The following is a 17,468-nucleotide window of genomic DNA, read 5'->3' as shown; positions in this document are numbered from 1 at the left end:
TTTGCGGACGCCAAAGAACTACATGGCTACCGCTATGCCCGGTTTCGAGGGCTGAAGTCCGTCCAAATGCAAGCTTATCTCACCGCAGCTTGTCAAAACATGAAAAAAATAGCCCTCCACCTGACCAAAAAGGGTCTAGTGGAGGGCTATTTTTCTAAATTCTATTATTTTATGTTATTTTTAGTCGCTAAAATCAAAAAAGATTACAGAGTGTTGGGAACCCTAAAGGGTTTCCCAACACTCTGAAAAGAAAGCTACTATCGGTAGCTTTCTTCTCAAAAGGTATAATATCCCTTATTTCTCTGTTACAGTTTTTAGTTCTTCTAATAATTCTTCTACGTAATGTTGTGCACTTTGTGCTGCAATACTACCGTCACCTGTTGCAGTTACAATTTGACGAAGCATTTTTTCGCGAACATCACCAGCTGCGAAAATACCAGGAACTTTCGTTTCCATACGCTCGTTCGTTTCAACGTAACCATTTTCGTTTGTAATACCTAACTCAACGAACGGTTTTGATAGTGGCAACATACCGATGTATACGAATACGCCGTCAGTTTTGACTTCTTGCTCTTCTCCACTGTTTACATCTACAAGTGTTACGCTTCCTACTTTACCATTTGCTTCGTTAATTTCTTTTATCGTGTGGTTCCAAATGAAATCTACTTTCTCGTTTTGGAAAGCACGATCTTGTAAAATTTTCTGTGCACGAAGCGTGTCACGACGGTGAACGATTGTTACTTTTGATGCGAAGCGTGTTAAGAACACACCCTCTTCAACAGCAGAGTCTCCGCCCCCGATAACAACAAGTTCTTTTTCTTTAAAGAATGCGCCATCACATACCGCACAGTATGATACACCACGGCCGCCAAGTTCTGTTTCACCCGGTACACCGATTTTTTTATACTCTGCACCACTTGCAACGATAATTGCACGTGTTTTATATTCTTTTTTACCAGCAATAATTGTTTTGTACTCTTTACCATCGATGACTGCTTTCACATCACCATATGCATATTCAGCACCAAATTTCTTCGCATGCTCGAACATTTTATTTGATAAGTCTGGTCCTAAAATAGACTCATAACCTGGGTAGTTTTCTACATCTTCTGTATTTGCCATTTGTCCGCCTGGAATACCACGCTCAAGCATTAATGTGCTTAAATTCGCACGAGATGTATATACTGCAGCTGTCATACCAGCTGGTCCTGCACCAATAATAATGACATCATAAATTTTTTCTTCTGACACACTACTCACTCCTATCCATTCCTACACAATTAAGTTACCCTCATTATACTGTTAGCATCATTTTTTTCCCAATGATTTGCTTATCTTATGTGTGCGTACGCTTCACAGCCTGCACATACTTTCGAACAGTCGCTACAGATACATTATATACATCTCCAAGCTCCGACTGTGTCATCTTATTTCCTTGTTCGCCCCGCACAATGTATTCAACCGCAGCTGACCAACCGTACACATTTGTAAAAACTGCTCCAGATGTATATAAACGTATGAACGTACAAAACCAAAATTGTAAACACTCTTCGATTAATTCATCATCTTTTTTCGTATAATTGTATAAAGCATCCGCAATTCGCACGCACTGTTCAAATTGCTGTAAATCAGCTGGAATACTCTTATGGCTATTCAGTAAAAAGAAATATTTTGCAAGTTGCGATACAATTGGAACACCATTCTTCGCCTGCGTCACATCAAAGAAGAATCCAACCTTCTCAGGCGTTGACAATTCATTCATTAAATATAAAGCTAGCATTTGCTCCTCTAGCGTCGCACTTTGCTGAAATGATTTTCGTAATTCTTCAAATAATATATTTTGCCCTTCATCTTCTAAATTCAGTGCATTCCACGGTTCTTTCCCTTTTTTATCAGGATGCAATTCTATAACATGTTGCCACATTTTTTCAGCCACTTGCTGATCCTTCACCATATAAGCAGAATATGCAAACCAATAATAAAAACTAACGTCTCCTTCGTACCCTTGACGCTTTAATACTTTGAACCATTTATATGCAGGCTCGAAATGACCAATTGTTGCAAGTGTCGTTCCAAGTTTCAAACGATGTTCAAATGAAATCGGATATACTGAAACGAGCTGTCCCGCTAACGCTTCTACTTGTTTATGCTCTCCAATTGAATATAGAAAAATAAGCGTATTACAAAGCGCATGTATATTACCAGGATTTTTCTCTAAAATCATTTCTGTTAACTTCAGCGCCTTATCTACATTACCAGATTGAAAATGTGCAATCGCTAAATTATTATGACCTGACCAAAATTCCGGATAATCTTTCGTAACAATTTCTAACGTAGCAATTGCTTCTTCTAGTTGTCCGTTACGAATATAACGATTCGCCTCTTCCTGCATAACAATTAAATCGTCTTCATCTTCAATCTCTTCCGCACCCATCGCTTCTTCTTCTATAATTTCAAGCAACTCTAATGTATCCTCAACAAATTCCTTCTCTTCGGCAACATCTAAATAGCGCTCCGCATACTTCTTCGCCTGCTGAAATAAACCCATATATGCATAATTATTTGCAATAAAATAATAGCACTGTTCAAGTTCTGGATTAGATTTTATTAGCTTTAAGAAGGTTTGATTCGACTCCTGATATTCACCAGATTCAGACAATGTTATTGCTAATTGGCATAAAATAAACGGCTCCTTCTCACTTTGTGCCGCTCTTCGAAAATATTTAATTGCATCTTGCAATTTTTGCCCTTTGTAAGCCCTCATCCCTTTTTTATAAAAAAAGTCCGCTAATTGGTTAAAAGAGATAACTTGTCCGTTCTCCTTATATATTCTTTGATTTTTCCCCATATATCCTCCAGTTTTTTGTTTTCTTCGCTCACACATTCTTCTATCTATAAGTATAAACGATTCCGTAAAAAACAAAACAGTATATTATACTCAATTATTTCCTTTTTATTCATTAAAAAAGAGGAGAAATGTTACATTTTTAGTATGAACCTTTTCTAGCCGCCATTTGCTCTTTCGTATAAATAATACGCATTGGATTTCCACCTACGAAAGCACCACTCGGTACATCTTTATGAACAAGTGTGCCCGCTGAGACAATCGCACCATCTCCAATTTTCACACCTGGCAATATCGTCGTATTTGCTCCAATCATCACTTCATTTCCAATGACGATTTCTCCAAGACGATATTCACGAATTAAATATTCATGTGCTAAAAGCGTTGTGTTATAGCCAATAATCGAATTTTCTCCCACAGCTATCTTTTCTGGAAACATAATATCCGGCATTACCATAAGCGCAAATGATGTTTTCTCTCCTACTTTCATGCGTAAAAACGTGCGATACAACCAATTCTTCACAGATAAAAATGGCGTGTAACGTGCAATTTGGATAATAATAAAATTCTTCATTACCTTCCAAAAAGAAACTGTTTTATACACATTCCATAATGAATTCTCTCCTGAAATAGGATAGCGTGTTGTCCGTCGCACTTAACTCGCTCCTCCACTAAAAAAGTAAAACTGTAAGCTAGTAGGGATACGCATCCCTACTAACTTACTTGAACCTTTATGAACGATTCATGTCGGACAAGATCGGTAGTAAATCACTCATTTTATCTAACATAAAATCTGGTTTATAAGCTTCTAAATACGCTCTACCCTTTAACGTCCATGAAACTGCAGCTGTTTTCGTACCCGCATTTTGTCCGCCAACAATATCATGATGATTATCCCCAACCATCAATGTTTCTTCTGGTTTCGCATCTAGTAATTCAAGCGCTTTTTGAAGTGGTTCTGGATGTGGTTTCACATGCTCCACATCATCAATTGTCACGACAACATCAAAAAACTCATCAAGCTTTGACAACTTTAATCCCATCTCAACCGTTTGTCTCGCTTTCGTTGTAACAATACCAATTTTGTAACCTTGCTTCTTCAAGTCTTGAACTGTTTCATATACAGTTTCATATTCTTCCACTAATTCATCGTGATGATCATGGTTAAATTGACGATAACACGTAATCATCTCTTCAACCTTACTTTCATCAATCTTGCTGAAAGTATCATGCAAAGATGGACCGATAAATGGCAATACATCTTCACGCTTATACTGATTTGGATAATATGTGTGTAACACATGTAAAAAAGAAGAGATAATAAGTTCGTTTGTATTAATTAACGTTCCATCTAAATCAAATAACACTGTATTTATTTGCATTGCCTTTCGTCCTTTCGTTTTCCTGAATATGAAAGAAGCAGCATCTTATTATAAGATGCTACTTTTCTCTAATTTTCTAAATATCTTTTATCAGCTTGCCCCATTTTTCGTCTCGCAATAATGAAAATGATAGAAATAACAATAATTCCAATCGACATTACTTGGGCAATACGAAGTGGTCCTAACATTAAGCTATCTGTACGTAAACCTTCTACGAAGAAGCGTCCTACTGAATACCAAATTAAATATGTGAAGAATAGTTCCCCACGTCTTAAATTCACTTTTCGTAATGCAAGTAATAAAATGACACCTGCAAAATTCCATAACGATTCATATAAAAACGTCGGGTGATAATACACACCCTCAATATACATTTGATTAATAATAAAATCCGGTAAATGAAGACCTTCTAAAAACTGTCTCGTTACTTCATCACCATGCGCCTCTTGGTTCATAAAGTTTCCCCATCTGCCAATTGCTTGTCCTAGTAAAATACTTGGCGCAGCAATATCCGCTAACTTCCAGAATGAAAGCCCGCGTCGTTTTGCAAAAAGGATTCCTGTAATAACAGCCCCAATTAAACCACCATGAATCGCCAAACCACCTTGACGGATTCTAAGAATTTCACTTGGGTTTTGCGCGTAATATTCCCATTCAAAAATGACATAGTACATTCTCGCAAAAAGAATAGCGATCGGTACTGCAATTAATACAAGGTCAATAAATGTATCTTTTGGAATACCTAGCCTTTCTCCCTCGCGAGTTGCTAGCCAAAGACCTAATAGCACACCTGTACCGATAATAACCCCGTACCAATATATAGGGAACGGCCCAAGTTGAATCGCTACACGGTCAAGCTGTGGTACAGAACCTAACAGCATATGTATGACCTCCCTCTCCTAAATTTACTCCTGATTTCCTAACTCAATTGCACTCATTAATCGTTCAGAGAACTGTTGTGCCGCATTGACTCCCATACGTTTTAAACGGAAGTTCATCGCTGCCACTTCAATAATAACAGCTAAATTTCGGCCAGGACGAACTGGAAGTGTAATCTTCGTAAGTTCTGTATCAATAATCTTCATCTTCTCTTCATCAAGACCTAAGCGATCATAATTTTTCTTTTGATCCCAAATTTCAAGATTAATAACAAGTGTAATACGCTTATAATTTCGCACTGCCCCTGCACCGAATAACGTCATAACGTTAATAATACCTAGACCACGAATTTCTAATAAATGCTCAATTAAATCTGGTGAGCTTCCGACTAACATGTCTTCATCTTCTTGACGAATTTCTACACTATCATCCGCAACAAGACGGTGACCACGCTTTACAAGTTCAAGAGCTGTCTCACTTTTACCAACACCACTTTGACCTGTAATTAAAACACCAACGCCGTAAATATCTACTAATACACCATGAACAGCTGTTGTTGGCGCTAACTTACCTTCTAAATAGTTCGTTAAACGACTTGATAATCTCGTTGTCGTTTGAGAAGAACGTAATAAAGGCACACATGACTCACGCGATGCTTGCAGTAACTCATCTGGTACATCTTGATTTCGAGTTACAATAATACACGGCGTCTCCTCCGTACAAAGCGCTTTCATTCTCTCTTGTTTTTGCCCTGATGTTAACGTGTCAAAGAACGTAAGCTCCGTTTTCCCAAGAAGTTGCACGCGATCAGCTGGATAATATGTGAAAAATCCTGCCATCTCAATTCCAGGTCGTGATAAATCACTTGTGTCAATCGGGCGATGAATGCCTTCTTCACCACTTATTAACTCCAATTGAAATTGTTCAATTAAATCTTTTGTCCTTACTTTCGGCATATGTATAAACCTCCATCCGCTGCGGGTTCAGTCTCATTTGATGTAAAATTCCATTCTACCGGATATTGTACCATTTTTTTCTGGAAACAAGAAATACGGTTTCTAATAAATAGAAAAAAACATTTCATACGAATGATGAAATGTTTTTCCTTTTGTCACTTTCTCTTTTTTTCATATAATGGTTCCACAATTGCCTTTTCAATGATCATATTGAAAATGGAAATACAAATTGCCGCAACAATCGCTACACCAAACCCTGTTATATTGAAAGCATCTCCTAATAATGAATCTGTCATTTTTAACGTAATCGCATTAATAACAATTAAGAAGAACCCGAAAGTTACAACAGTAATTGGTAGCGTAATTAAAATTAAAAATGGCTTTACGAATACATTTAAAATCGCTAATATAATACTCGCAATAATTGCTGTTTGTATATTTGCTATGTAAAACGCGTCTGGTGCAATCCCTTTTAAAAGTCCCGATACAGCGATTAACACAATGCTATTTACAAGAAGTGATACAATCCATCTCATTTCGTTACACATCCTTTAAACATATATATTTCATCATACGCTAATAGATAATAAACGCAAGTATCATACGAGCGCTTATATCAACTTATTCTACCCTTTATGCTTGTATACCTACTAACACACTTACCAGTTTTTCCGCGTAAAATAAAAACCGAGCGTCATTTCCACTCGGTTTTCATCAATAAATTTATTGCGATAACTCTACTTCTTTTATTCTCTCTTTCATTCTTGCTTTATCACGAACTAAGATCTCTTTTAAATACTTACCTGTATACGAGCGCTCTTCTTTCACTACTTGCTCTGGCGTTCCTGAAGCAACGATTTGTCCACCTTTGTCTCCGCCCTCTGGTCCAAGGTCAACAATGTAATCAGCCGTTTTAATAACATCTAAATTATGTTCAATTACAAGAACTGTCTCTCCGCTTTCAACAAGACGCTGCAATACCTCTAGAAGACGTGCAATATCATGTGCATGTAAACCAGTCGTTGGCTCATCTAAAATATATAGCGTACGCCCTGTAGAACGACGATGTAATTCAGAAGCTAATTTCACGCGCTGTGCTTCCCCACCAGATAACGTCGTAGCTGGTTGCCCTAATTTCATATAACCAAGTCCAACATCTACAAGCGTTTGAAGTTTACGCTTAATTTTCGGGATATTAGCGAAGAACTCTACTCCATCTTCAATTGTCATCCCTAACACTTCAGAAATGTTCTTATCTTTATACTTCACTTCTAACGTTTCACGGTTGTAACGTTTACCGTGACAAACTTCACACGGAACGTACACATCTGGTAAGAAATGCATTTCGATTTTAATAATCCCGTCACCACGGCACGCTTCACAACGGCCACCTTTTACGTTAAAGCTGAAACGTCCTTTTTGATATCCGCGCACTTTCGCTTCGTTCGTTTGTGCAAACACATCACGAATATCATCGAATACACCTGTATACGTCGCTGGGTTGGAACGTGGTGTACGACCGATTGGCGATTGATCAATATCAATAACTTTATCTAAATGCTCAAGACCTTTAATTTCTTTATGAGTCCCTGGCTTCGCTTTCGCTTTATATAGCTTTTGAGCTAACGATTTGTATAGCACTTCATTAATCATCGTACTTTTACCAGAACCAGATACACCCGTTACCGCTACAAACGTACCAAGTGGGAATGACATTTTCGCATTCTTTAAGTTATTCTCTTTTGCACCGACAATCTCTACTTTACGTCCGTCACCTTTACGTCTTTCAAGTGGAACTGGAATAAACTCTTTCCCACTTAAGTATTTCCCTGTTAATGAATTCTCATCTTGCATAACCTCAGCTGGTGTACCCGCTGATACAACTTGACCACCGTGAATACCTGCACCAGGTCCGATATCAAGTAAGTAATCTGCTGCCATCATCGTATCTTCATCATGTTCAACGACAATTAACGTATTGCCTAAATCACGCATTTCTTGCAATGTGCGAATAAGACGATCGTTATCACGTTGGTGTAAACCAATTGAAGGCTCATCAAGAATATAAAGTACGCCAGTTAGACGAGAACCAATTTGCGTTGCTAAACGAATACGCTGCGCCTCACCACCTGATAACGTACCAGCCGCACGACTTAACGTTAAATAATCTAAACCAACGTTCACTAAAAACCCAACGCGCTCTTGAATTTCTCTTAAAATTAAATGAGCAATTTTTTGTTGTTTCTCTGTTAGTTCCACATTCGAGAAGAACTCCTGTACTTCTTGAACAGAATACTTCGTTACGTCAGCAATCGTTTTATCACCAACGAAAACAGCTAAACTCTCTGGCTTTAAGCGTCCGCCTTTACACTTCGGACAAGCTTGCTCTGCCATGTATTTCTCCATTTGCTCACGAACATAATCAGAACTCGTCTCACGATAACGACGCTCTATATTCGGAATAACACCTTCAAATAAAATCTCATTTTCCTTTACTTGACCAAATTCATTTACATAGCGGAAGTAAACCTTCTCTTCACCGCTTCCATACAATACTTTATCAAATAAATCTTTCGGTATATCTTTCACAGGCATATCCATATCCACGCCGTAGTGATTACATACAGATTGTAAAAGTTGTGGGTAATATTGTGAACTTGTCGGTTCCCAAGGAGCAATCGCATGTTCATTTAATGATAAATCCCAGTTCGGAATAACAAGCTCTAAATCTACCTCTAGCTTTGAGCCAAGTCCATCACAAGAAGGACATGCACCGAACGGACTATTGAATGAGAACATGCGCGGCTCTAATTCTCCAATTGAAAAGCCACAATGCGGACAAGCATGATGTTCACTAAATAGAAGTTCCTCTTCTCCCATAACATCAATTAACACTCGGCCCCCGCCAAGCTTTAATGCACTTTCAAGTGAATCAGCAAGGCGGCTTGCAATTCCTTCTTTTACAACAATACGGTCAATTACAACTTCTATCGAATGCTTCTTATTTTTATCTAACGTAATCTCTTCAGATACGTCCAGCATTTCCCCATCAACACGTACACGAACGTAACCTTGCTTCTTAATATCTTCAAGTACTTTTACATGTGCACCTTTACGCCCAGAAACGATAGGCGCTAGTACTTGCAATTTCGTACGTTCAGGATATTCGAGAACACGGTCTACCATCTGTTCTACTGTTTGTGATGTAATTTCAATTCCATGATTCGGACAAATTGGCGTACCAATTCGCGCAAATAATAAACGTAAATAATCATAAATCTCCGTCACTGTTCCGACAGTTGAACGCGGATTACGACTCGTCGTTTTTTGATCAATCGAAATCGCTGGCGACAACCCTTCAATCGTATCTACATCCGGTTTATCCATCTGTCCTAAAAATTGGCGTGCATACGCAGATAACGATTCTACGTATCTGCGCTGCCCTTCTGCATAAATCGTATCAAATGCTAATGATGATTTCCCTGAACCAGACAATCCCGTTACAACAACAAGCTGATTTCTCGGAATGGTTACATCAATATTTTTTAAGTTATGTGCTCTAGCACCTTTTACAACAATAAAATCCTTGCTCATGCTCACGCTTTTCACCCTTCCGCCTTTAATTCTAATAGTAAATCTCTTAATTCAGCTGCACGCTCGAAGTCTAACGCTTTTGCTGCTTCTTTCATCTCTGCTTCTATCTTCGCAATTGTCTTTTCACGCTCTTTTTTCGTCATTTTCTTAGCAGGAGCTGCTTCATATGTTTCTGGCTCTTCAGCAGCTGTCGTTGCACGGATTACATCGCGCACTCCTTTTTGAATCGTTTTCGGTGTAATACCATGCTCCTCATTGTAAGCTTCTTGTATAGTACGACGACGCTGCGTTTCTTCAATCGCAATTCCCATCGATCTCGTTATGCGATCTGCGTACATAATAACGCGGCCGTTTTCATTACGTGCGGCACGACCGATTGTTTGAATTAATGAGCGTTCTGAACGCAAGAACCCTTCCTTATCAGCATCTAAAATAGCTACAAGTGAAACTTCTGGTATATCTAAACCTTCTCGTAATAAGTTAATACCGACAAGTACATCAAACTTACCAAGGCGAAGATCACGAATAATCTCAATACGTTCTAACGTTTTAATTTCAGAGTGAAGATAGTTCACTTTAATTCCTACATCTTTTAAGTAATCCGTTAAATCCTCTGACATTTTTTTCGTTAAAGTTGTAATTAATACACGCTCATTTTTTGCGATGCGATCTTGAATCTCTCCTAATAAATCGTCAATTTGCCCTTCAATTGGTCGTATATCAATCGGTGGATCTAAAAGCCCTGTTGGACGAATAATTTGTTCTATTACTTCCGGTGACTGCTCTAACTCGTACGGCCCTGGCGTTGCCGAAACATAAATAACTTGATTCGTTTTCTCTTCAAACTCATCAAACATGAGTGGTCTATTATCTAAAGCTGATGGCAGACGGAATCCATGATCCACAAGCACTTGCTTACGCGCTTGGTCCCCGTTATACATCGCTCTTACTTGCGGCACTGATACGTGCGACTCATCCATAACAATTAAGAAATCCTCCGGGAAATAGTCTAATAACGTATACGGCGTTGCACCCGCTGGACGAAGTGTTAAATGACGGGAATAGTTTTCAATACCTGAACAAAAGCCCATCTCACGCATCATTTCTAAATCATAACGCGTACGTTGCTCTATACGCTGCGCCTCTAACAACTTACCATTATCATTTAATTCCTTTAAACGCTCTTCTAATTCTTTTTCGATATTTTCAATAGCAACCTTCATTTTCTCTTCACGTGTAACGAAGTGAGATGCTGGGAAGATTGCTACATGATCACGTTCTGCTAATACTTCACCTGTTAATGCATTTACTTCACGAATACGGTCAATTTCATCACCAAAAAATTCAATTCGGATACAATGCTCATCAAGTGATGCCGGGAAGATTTCAACTACATCTCCGCGCACACGGAATGTACCACGCTTGAAATCAATATCATTACGCCCATACTGTACATCAACAAGTTCACGAAGCAATTGATTGCGGTCCTTTTCCATACCAACTCGAAGCGAAACAACTAACTCGCGGTACTCTTCTGGAGAACCTAAACCATATATACACGAAACACTCGCAACGATAATTACATCGTCCCGTTCAAATAATGCAGACGTTGCTGAGTGACGTAATTTATCGATTTCATCATTAATCTGCGCGTCTTTTTCAATAAACGTATCTGTTTGCGGCACATACGCTTCTGGCTGATAATAATCGTAATAACTAACAAAATATTCAACTGCATTATTCGGAAAAAAATCTTTCAGCTCACTATATAATTGTCCTGCCAACGTTTTATTGTGAGCCATGACAAGTGTTGGCTTCTGCACTTCTTTAATGACATTTGAAATTGTAAATGTCTTACCCGTTCCTGTCGCACCAAGCAACACTTGCTTTTTCTTTCCACTATTAATTCCCTCTACAAGCTTCTCTATAGCTACCGGCTGATCACCTTGCGGGGAATACGCTGAGATAATTTCAAATTGATGTTCCACGTACAATCCGACCTCCTCATAAAAATCTGTATTATTATTTTACCACGAATGCCCATAAAAAACCTAAAAAAACGAACAGATATTCGGTAAAATTTTCGACAATATACACATAGAAAAAGGAAGGAGTACATACTTCCTTCCTCTACTAACTCTATTTTTTAGGTACATATAATAAGTCATATCCATTGCGCCCATCTTCATTCGTACAATCTATTAACCGATAAGCCGTTTCTGATTCACGTTGCTCTTTAACAATCCTTTTACAACTATCTTCATATATACCTGTATGATTACCAGCAAATTGATCTTGCCTATTATCTAACATATGAAGTATATCTGTCCCACTATGCTCTAACGTTTGAAAAACCGGATCACCTTCATCTGTATAATGTACAATTCTTATTTTATCAATTTCCCCTTGTTCCACATTCAAAACGAACTTTTCGAATTTATCTAGATTAGAAATTTCCGCCCCCTTTGCAACGACATCACTCTTCTTATCAATTGCACTGTTAGATTGTGAACATGCTACTAAACTAAAGAGAAATAAACATATAAAACCTGTTCTTTTTCCTATTGCTATCCTCTCCTATACAAACTATTGGTATACTAGAAAAAGCTACTTTCCTCTATGAAAGTAGCTTTTCTTTCCCTTTCTCCTTCTTCGGAAAAATTACATATGAAAATGAAATTGCAGTATCCACTAAAAGAATAATAGCCCATACTTGGCTTACACGGCTTGCCGCTTTATTTAAAACGATTCCTGATTCTAACCAATTTCCCCACTGTTCAAATGGAATCAATCCGTACGCGAAGAAAAAGAATATATGAACAGCAACGAATAAAACAAGATGTACTAGCCAATTTTTCACTTCCTGCTTCGCATAGGCCATACCTGTTAATTCTACCTGTTCTTCCATAATAGGCGCCGGTTCATTCCGCCATTTCGCAACTAGTTTTTGCACAAATAGATCAAGCTTCTTCAAATCCTTTTTCCCGTAAAAGACTGCATACAATAAAATAATTACAGTAATAATTTGAAAGTTAGAGAACTTTCCTGTTTGATAATAGTCCACTACCCCTAAAATTAAAATAAACACTTCATTTACGAGTAGCACAATCCCCATAATAAAACTCGCCTTTTTCAAACGAAATCCGTAACGGAGTAAAAAGAAACCGATAGCCGATAACCAAAATATAATCTCTGCTCCAATTAAAAAATACCACCGATATTCTGCGAGTATACTCATTTATCCGTCCCCCTTTTCATCATAAATACGAAAAGCTTCATCCATATATATTAAAAGTTCTTCTTCGATTGGATACATACTCATCCTTTGCGAATCTTCTTTTGACTTCCTAACTTCCCATAACTTATCTAAAAACGCTTCATCACCATTTGCCATTTCCAAACACTTCTGCATTAATCTCTTCGTTGCCCCTTGTACCTCATCACTCGCTACTTCTTTACCGTCTTTCATAAAAGTACGTAATTGCTTTAATAAATCTACCCACTCTAAAACATTCGGATCTTCCTTACTCATGTTTGGTAAATTATGAAGCAATTTTTGTTCTTCCTCTGAAAATACTTCATTTTGGAACATTTCCCGTATACGAGGAGACTGTTTTGAAAGCTGAATAAGTTCAAACATAACTTTCCAATCCAAATCTCCTTCGACGTCTACTGAATAAACAACAGCTTGTAAAATACGCTCCATTCGATTGAATTTCTTTTGTTCTTCTTGTACAAACCGAAGTTGTTTTTCAAGAGAATCCTTTAAATCCAGCTCATCTTTTACTAACATATTCGCAGTTTCTTTTAATGAAAATCCCATTTCTTTTAAAAATAAAATTTGTTGCAAACGAATGACATCAGCTTCACTATATAACCGATGTCCACCCTCTGTTTTCCCACTTGGCTTTAATAAATCTATTTGATCATAATAACGTAATGTACGTACCGTAACCCCTGTTTCTCTCGTCAATTGTTGTATTGAAATCACTAGCATCACCTCTTCCCCTTCATTATAAAAGATGACGTTACGTAACTTTCAAGTGTTTTGTAAAAAAAATACAAAAAGCTGTTTATACTCTTTGTATAAACAGCTTTTACGGAAATAATCCTTTTATAGCGCGCCCACAAAATAAAATAAGTGCTCCAACAACAACGCCAGTTGCCATTTTATGATAATGGGCTGATAGTAATAAATAATACGATAACCCTGCAGTACCAATCATAATACAAATGCTTGGCACTGGATTACGAGAAAAGTTTTGCATTCCCCAAAGAAGCGCAAATATAACTGTAGCGACACATAATACCGGTAACCCCATCCCAGTTCCCCTTTTTCTATCTATTCCTTGTTGCGAAAATACTCGTCGATGCCATGCTAATTAACAAACCAAAAATAACGATATACAATAACTCATTTACATGTACTACTGACCTATCTAAATACTTATTTACACAAAGATACATAATGAACAAAAGAACGAATCCTGTAACACAAATAGTGAAATACGACTTCATCTTGTTCACAACTCTCTCATCAATCGACGGTACTCCCTCTTCTTTCAAACGCTTCTGTTCTCTATATTCCGCAATTCCATATAAAATGACTAGTGCCACATTCGATATGAAAATAGTTCCCCACGAAATACTTAAAATCATTAAACTCACATTTAAAACAAGCCCCGCTAAAAACAAACTTCCTATGAACCGTATAACCTCTTGCTTACTCATACATGATCAGCCTCTTTACTATTTCTATATCTCCATTTCGGCCAATAGTTCACAAAGAAATAAACAAACTGTCCTAGTACAAATAAAACAAACGGCATACCAGCATTTCCGTAAACAATTAAATTATACAAACTCCAGACTGTTAAACTAATCGCTAAAAACAACCCTACATATTTAAACGCTTTATCTGACTGAAATCTCTCAAACTCATCCTGCATTTTTCGTCCCTCCTATCGCTATGCTCGTTTTCCTGCCATTTTCTATCCCTTTACTCCAGCGTAAAGATTTCCTCCACCTTCATCCCAAAATATTTGGCGATTTTTAAGGATAGCTCTAGACTCGGATTGTAATGGTGATTTTCAATCGCCACGATCGTCTGCCGCGTTACTTGCATCACCTTTGCCATTTCCACTTGCGTTATATGATGTTGCTTTCTTAATTCTTTAATTTTATTTTTCACACCCATAGGATCCACCTTCAAAAGTAAAGATATCTTTACTTGAATTATAAATATTTTCCAATTACAAGTAAAGATATCTTTACAAAAAAATGTAAAAAAAGAGACATCTAATAAGATGCCTCTTTGCTACTACATAAATCCTAATCCCCATACGAGAACATAACCAAGAACCGATAGACAAACCGAGCCAATCAAACCTGCCACGAATGCTTTACTTCCTAATTTACGGAACGTTTTAAACTCTACATTTAAACCAAGCCCTGCCATCGCCATTGCGATTAGCATATAAGCGATCACTACAATGTATCCCGCAACAACTTCTGGAATCACGCCAAGCGAATGCACCGCGCTCATTGCTAAAAATCCGAAGATGAACCATGGAATCGGAAGGTCGCGCCACGATCCTTTTTCTTTGCTTCCTTCACTCTTACCAAACCATAATCCGATTAAAATCGCTACTGGCACGAGCATCGCAACGCGCGTTAATTTCACGATAACCGCAATGTCTACAGCCGTGCTACCACCTGGCGCTGCAGCCGCGATAACATGAGCGATTTCGTGCAACGTCGCACCCGAAAATACGCCGTAACCGTACGGAGAAAAGCCAAGCACTGGGTATAATAGCGTATAAATAAGTGTAAATATTGTACCTAAAATTGCAATGATCGCTGCCCCAACTGCCGTTTCCTCATCCTTCGCTTTCACTTGCGGTGCAATTGCCACGACCGCTGCCGCTCCGCAAATTGCCGTCCCGCACGCCGTTAAAATCCCAAGTTTCTTGTCCACTTTAAATACTTTCGTGAGTCCATATACAACGAAAATCGTAAATGTAATAACAACCGCTGCGATGACCAATACTTTTGGCCCCGCCTTCACAATATCAACAAGATTTAATCGCATTCCAAGTAAGATAATCCCCAAGCGAAGCAACTTCTTACTCGCGAAATTCGTTCCAGCTATCGCTTCTTGCGGAACTCCAATAGCCGCTCGCCAAACCATCCCAATTAGAATAGCAATTACTAATTGTCCCATAATATTTAAAAATGGAAGCTCTGCTAAATATTTCGCGACAATGGCGATTAATAACGTAATCCCAATTCCTTGCGAAAATCCAAAGCCCTTCTTCTTTTGTATAACAAGTGTTTGTTCCACTTTGTACCACCCCAATAATCGTATTGGAACATGCATGTTCTTTCTAATTACATTATAAGAGAGTTTCTATAATAAGTTTAATACCAATACCAAATCTCTATCATCAGAAATACTTATGATAAAATGAAAGAAAAACGAAAGGAGCTTTGCAAATGAACGTAGACATTTTAAAGATTTTTGTTACGGTCGTTGAACAGAAACACTTCTCTCGTGCAGCGGAATTATTAAATCTTTCACAGCCTGGCGTAAGTATGCACATTCGCAACTTAGAAAACGAATTTGGAACTACACTCATTCAGCGCTCCCCGAAACATGTCCAAGTTACGGAAGCTGGAAACATTCTATACATACATGCGAAGCAAATGCTCTCTCTTTACGAAGATGCGAAGCAAGAAATTAACGAATTACATAACGTTGTAACAGGAACACTTCGCATCGGCGCTAGTTTTACAATTGGCGAATACTTACTTCCAAAAATACTCGCTAATTATGCCAATGAAAATCCACGTGTCGAGGTTCATACTTTTATCTCAAATACAGAAGAAGTTTTGCAAAGTCTTCGCTCCAATCAAATTGATATCGGCTTAGTGGAAGGGCAAGTCGTATACGCTGACGTAGATGTTGAAACATTTATGCAAGATGAAATGAAGCTCGTCGTTCCGCCAAATCATCCACTGCTCCATGCCGAGGAAATAAATGAGAGCACACTCCAAGACCAAGTATGGGTATTAAGAGAAAGTGGTTCTGGTACACGTGCTTATAGTGATCGCTTTATTCATCAACACCATTTAAAAATGAAGCGATTCTTTACATTTAGTAGTATCCAAAGTGTAAAGGAAGCAGTCGCTGCCGGGCTTGGCATCGCTATACTTTCCGATTGGACTGTACGAAAAGAGCTACTAGCAAAAGAGCTATTTCACGTCGAGATTCCGAATGAAAGGCTATTCCGCCCATTCTCCATCGTGCGCGGCAAATATTTTATTCCATCTAAAGCTATTCAAGTGTTTTTAAATCATGTAAATTCTTTCGCGAAAAAACAGAGTTGACCTTCACATTAGTGTGAAGGTTTACAATACATGTAAAAGGAGTGAAACACATTGCGAATCGGGGAGTTATCAAAAGAAACTGGCGTTAGCGAAAGATCACTAAGACATTACGAAGAAAAGGGGTTACTTCCTTCGAAGCGCCTCGCAAATGGCTACCGTGATTTTGATGAAAGTGCTATTGAAAAAGTAGAACTCATTCAAATGTACTTACAAATTGGTTTAAATTTAGAAGAGACGGCAAGGATGCTGCGCTGCCTTGAAATCGAGCCGCACCTGTACGAAAATCCTTGCAGCAGTATCCTTGCACTTTATGAAGATAAACTCAATGAAGTAACAAAGCAAATCTCCTTACTTTCCAGCATTCAAACGAATTTGCAAAAACACGTTTCACTCCTAAAACAAGCAAAAGAAAAGGGATGATTA

At 38.1% G+C, this 17,468-nt stretch carries 20 protein-coding genes; 3 read left to right on the top strand and 17 right to left on the bottom strand.

What is annotated here, in order from left to right:
• The coding region (locus tag COE49_RS27875; RefSeq protein ID WP_240522865.1) for a transposase at positions 1–246 on the top strand (246 nt) is incomplete at its 5' end.
• 48 nt (positions 247–294) lie between these two features.
• On the opposite strand, the gene trxB is transcribed toward COE49_RS27875, so the two are convergent.
• The 17 genes from trxB to COE49_RS00930 all read right to left on the bottom strand — a co-directional run bounded on the left by trxB (position 295) and on the right by COE49_RS00930 (position 15,999).
• Positions 295–1,251 carry a thioredoxin-disulfide reductase gene (trxB, locus tag COE49_RS01010; RefSeq protein WP_140417541.1) on the bottom strand — a complete coding sequence of 319 codons (957 nt, stop codon included), beginning with the start codon at positions 1,249–1,251 and terminating at the stop codon, positions 295–297.
• Positions 1,252–1,336: 85 nt separating this feature from the next.
• Positions 1,337–2,848, bottom strand: a complete 1,512-nt coding sequence (locus tag COE49_RS01005) for a tetratricopeptide repeat protein (RefSeq protein ID WP_088233282.1) — start codon at positions 2,846–2,848, stop codon at positions 1,337–1,339.
• A gap of 139 nt (positions 2,849–2,987) precedes the next feature.
• Positions 2,988–3,500 (bottom strand): acyltransferase, encoded by a 513-nt coding sequence (locus COE49_RS01000; RefSeq protein ID WP_088233281.1) that lies wholly within the window; start codon positions 3,498–3,500, stop codon positions 2,988–2,990.
• Between the two features lie 76 nt (positions 3,501–3,576).
• Entirely contained in the window at positions 3,577–4,227 is a 651-nt protein-coding gene (gene ppaX, locus COE49_RS00995; protein ID WP_088233280.1) for a pyrophosphatase PpaX, read from the bottom strand.
• A gap of 68 nt (positions 4,228–4,295) precedes the next feature.
• On the bottom strand, positions 4,296–5,108 hold the full coding sequence (gene lgt, locus COE49_RS00990; protein ID WP_088233279.1) for a prolipoprotein diacylglyceryl transferase: 813 nt from the start codon (positions 5,106–5,108) through the stop codon (positions 4,296–4,298).
• A 24-nt stretch (positions 5,109–5,132) separates the two neighbouring features.
• The gene (gene hprK / locus COE49_RS00985; RefSeq protein WP_088233278.1) at positions 5,133–6,062 is read right to left on the bottom strand and encodes an HPr(Ser) kinase/phosphatase; all 930 of its coding nucleotides are present in this window, start codon (positions 6,060–6,062) and stop codon (positions 5,133–5,135) included.
• A gap of 155 nt (positions 6,063–6,217) precedes the next feature.
• On the bottom strand, positions 6,218–6,598 hold the full coding sequence (locus COE49_RS00980) for a phage holin family protein (protein ID WP_088233277.1): 381 nt from the start codon (positions 6,596–6,598) through the stop codon (positions 6,218–6,220).
• Between the two features lie 187 nt (positions 6,599–6,785).
• Positions 6,786–9,656 (bottom strand): excinuclease ABC subunit UvrA, encoded by a 2,871-nt coding sequence (uvrA, locus tag COE49_RS00975; RefSeq protein ID WP_140417542.1) that lies wholly within the window; start codon positions 9,654–9,656, stop codon positions 6,786–6,788.
• Positions 9,657–9,667: 11 nt separating this feature from the next.
• Positions 9,668–11,644, bottom strand: a complete 1,977-nt coding sequence (uvrB, locus tag COE49_RS00970) for an excinuclease ABC subunit B (RefSeq protein ID WP_088233276.1) — start codon at positions 11,642–11,644, stop codon at positions 9,668–9,670.
• 151 nt (positions 11,645–11,795) lie between these two features.
• On the bottom strand, positions 11,796–12,227 hold the full coding sequence (locus COE49_RS00965) for a DUF4362 domain-containing protein (RefSeq protein WP_088233275.1): 432 nt from the start codon (positions 12,225–12,227) through the stop codon (positions 11,796–11,798).
• 46 nt (positions 12,228–12,273) lie between these two features.
• The gene (locus COE49_RS00960; RefSeq protein ID WP_088233274.1) at positions 12,274–12,894 is read right to left on the bottom strand and encodes a hypothetical protein; all 621 of its coding nucleotides are present in this window, start codon (positions 12,892–12,894) and stop codon (positions 12,274–12,276) included.
• On the bottom strand, positions 12,895–13,653 hold the full coding sequence (locus tag COE49_RS00955) for a MerR family transcriptional regulator (RefSeq protein ID WP_140417540.1): 759 nt from the start codon (positions 13,651–13,653) through the stop codon (positions 12,895–12,897).
• 100 nt (positions 13,654–13,753) lie between these two features.
• Entirely contained in the window at positions 13,754–13,978 is a 225-nt protein-coding gene (locus COE49_RS00950) for a hypothetical protein (RefSeq protein ID WP_088233272.1), read from the bottom strand.
• A gap of 16 nt (positions 13,979–13,994) precedes the next feature.
• Positions 13,995–14,387 (bottom strand): ATPase, encoded by a 393-nt coding sequence (locus COE49_RS00945; RefSeq protein ID WP_088233271.1) that lies wholly within the window; start codon positions 14,385–14,387, stop codon positions 13,995–13,997.
• Complete coding sequence (locus tag COE49_RS00940; RefSeq protein ID WP_088233270.1) at positions 14,384–14,605, bottom strand: hypothetical protein; 222 nt, start codon at positions 14,603–14,605, stop codon at positions 14,384–14,386. The genes COE49_RS00945 and COE49_RS00940 overlap by 4 nt, the downstream gene beginning before the upstream one ends.
• A 50-nt stretch (positions 14,606–14,655) precedes the next feature.
• A complete protein-coding gene (locus COE49_RS00935) occupies positions 14,656–14,853 on the bottom strand; it encodes a helix-turn-helix transcriptional regulator (protein ID WP_088233269.1) in 198 nt (65 codons plus the stop codon).
• A 123-nt stretch (positions 14,854–14,976) separates the two neighbouring features.
• Positions 14,977–15,999, bottom strand: a complete 1,023-nt coding sequence (locus tag COE49_RS00930; RefSeq protein ID WP_098253041.1) for a YeiH family protein — start codon at positions 15,997–15,999, stop codon at positions 14,977–14,979.
• A 152-nt stretch (positions 16,000–16,151) separates the two neighbouring features.
• Between COE49_RS00930 and COE49_RS00925 the strand changes: the two genes are divergently transcribed.
• Complete coding sequence (locus tag COE49_RS00925; RefSeq protein WP_088233267.1) at positions 16,152–17,045, top strand: LysR family transcriptional regulator; 894 nt, start codon at positions 16,152–16,154, stop codon at positions 17,043–17,045.
• Between the two features lie 51 nt (positions 17,046–17,096).
• Positions 17,097–17,465 (top strand): MerR family transcriptional regulator, encoded by a 369-nt coding sequence (locus COE49_RS00920; RefSeq protein WP_088233266.1) that lies wholly within the window; start codon positions 17,097–17,099, stop codon positions 17,463–17,465.
• The last annotated feature ends 3 nt before the right edge of the window (positions 17,466–17,468 follow it).

This window comes from Bacillus sp. AFS029637 (genome assembly GCF_002584985.1).
Taxonomy (GTDB): domain Bacteria; phylum Bacillota; class Bacilli; order Bacillales; family Bacillaceae_G; genus Bacillus_A.
This window is presented reverse-complemented; position numbering and strand designations above follow the sequence as displayed.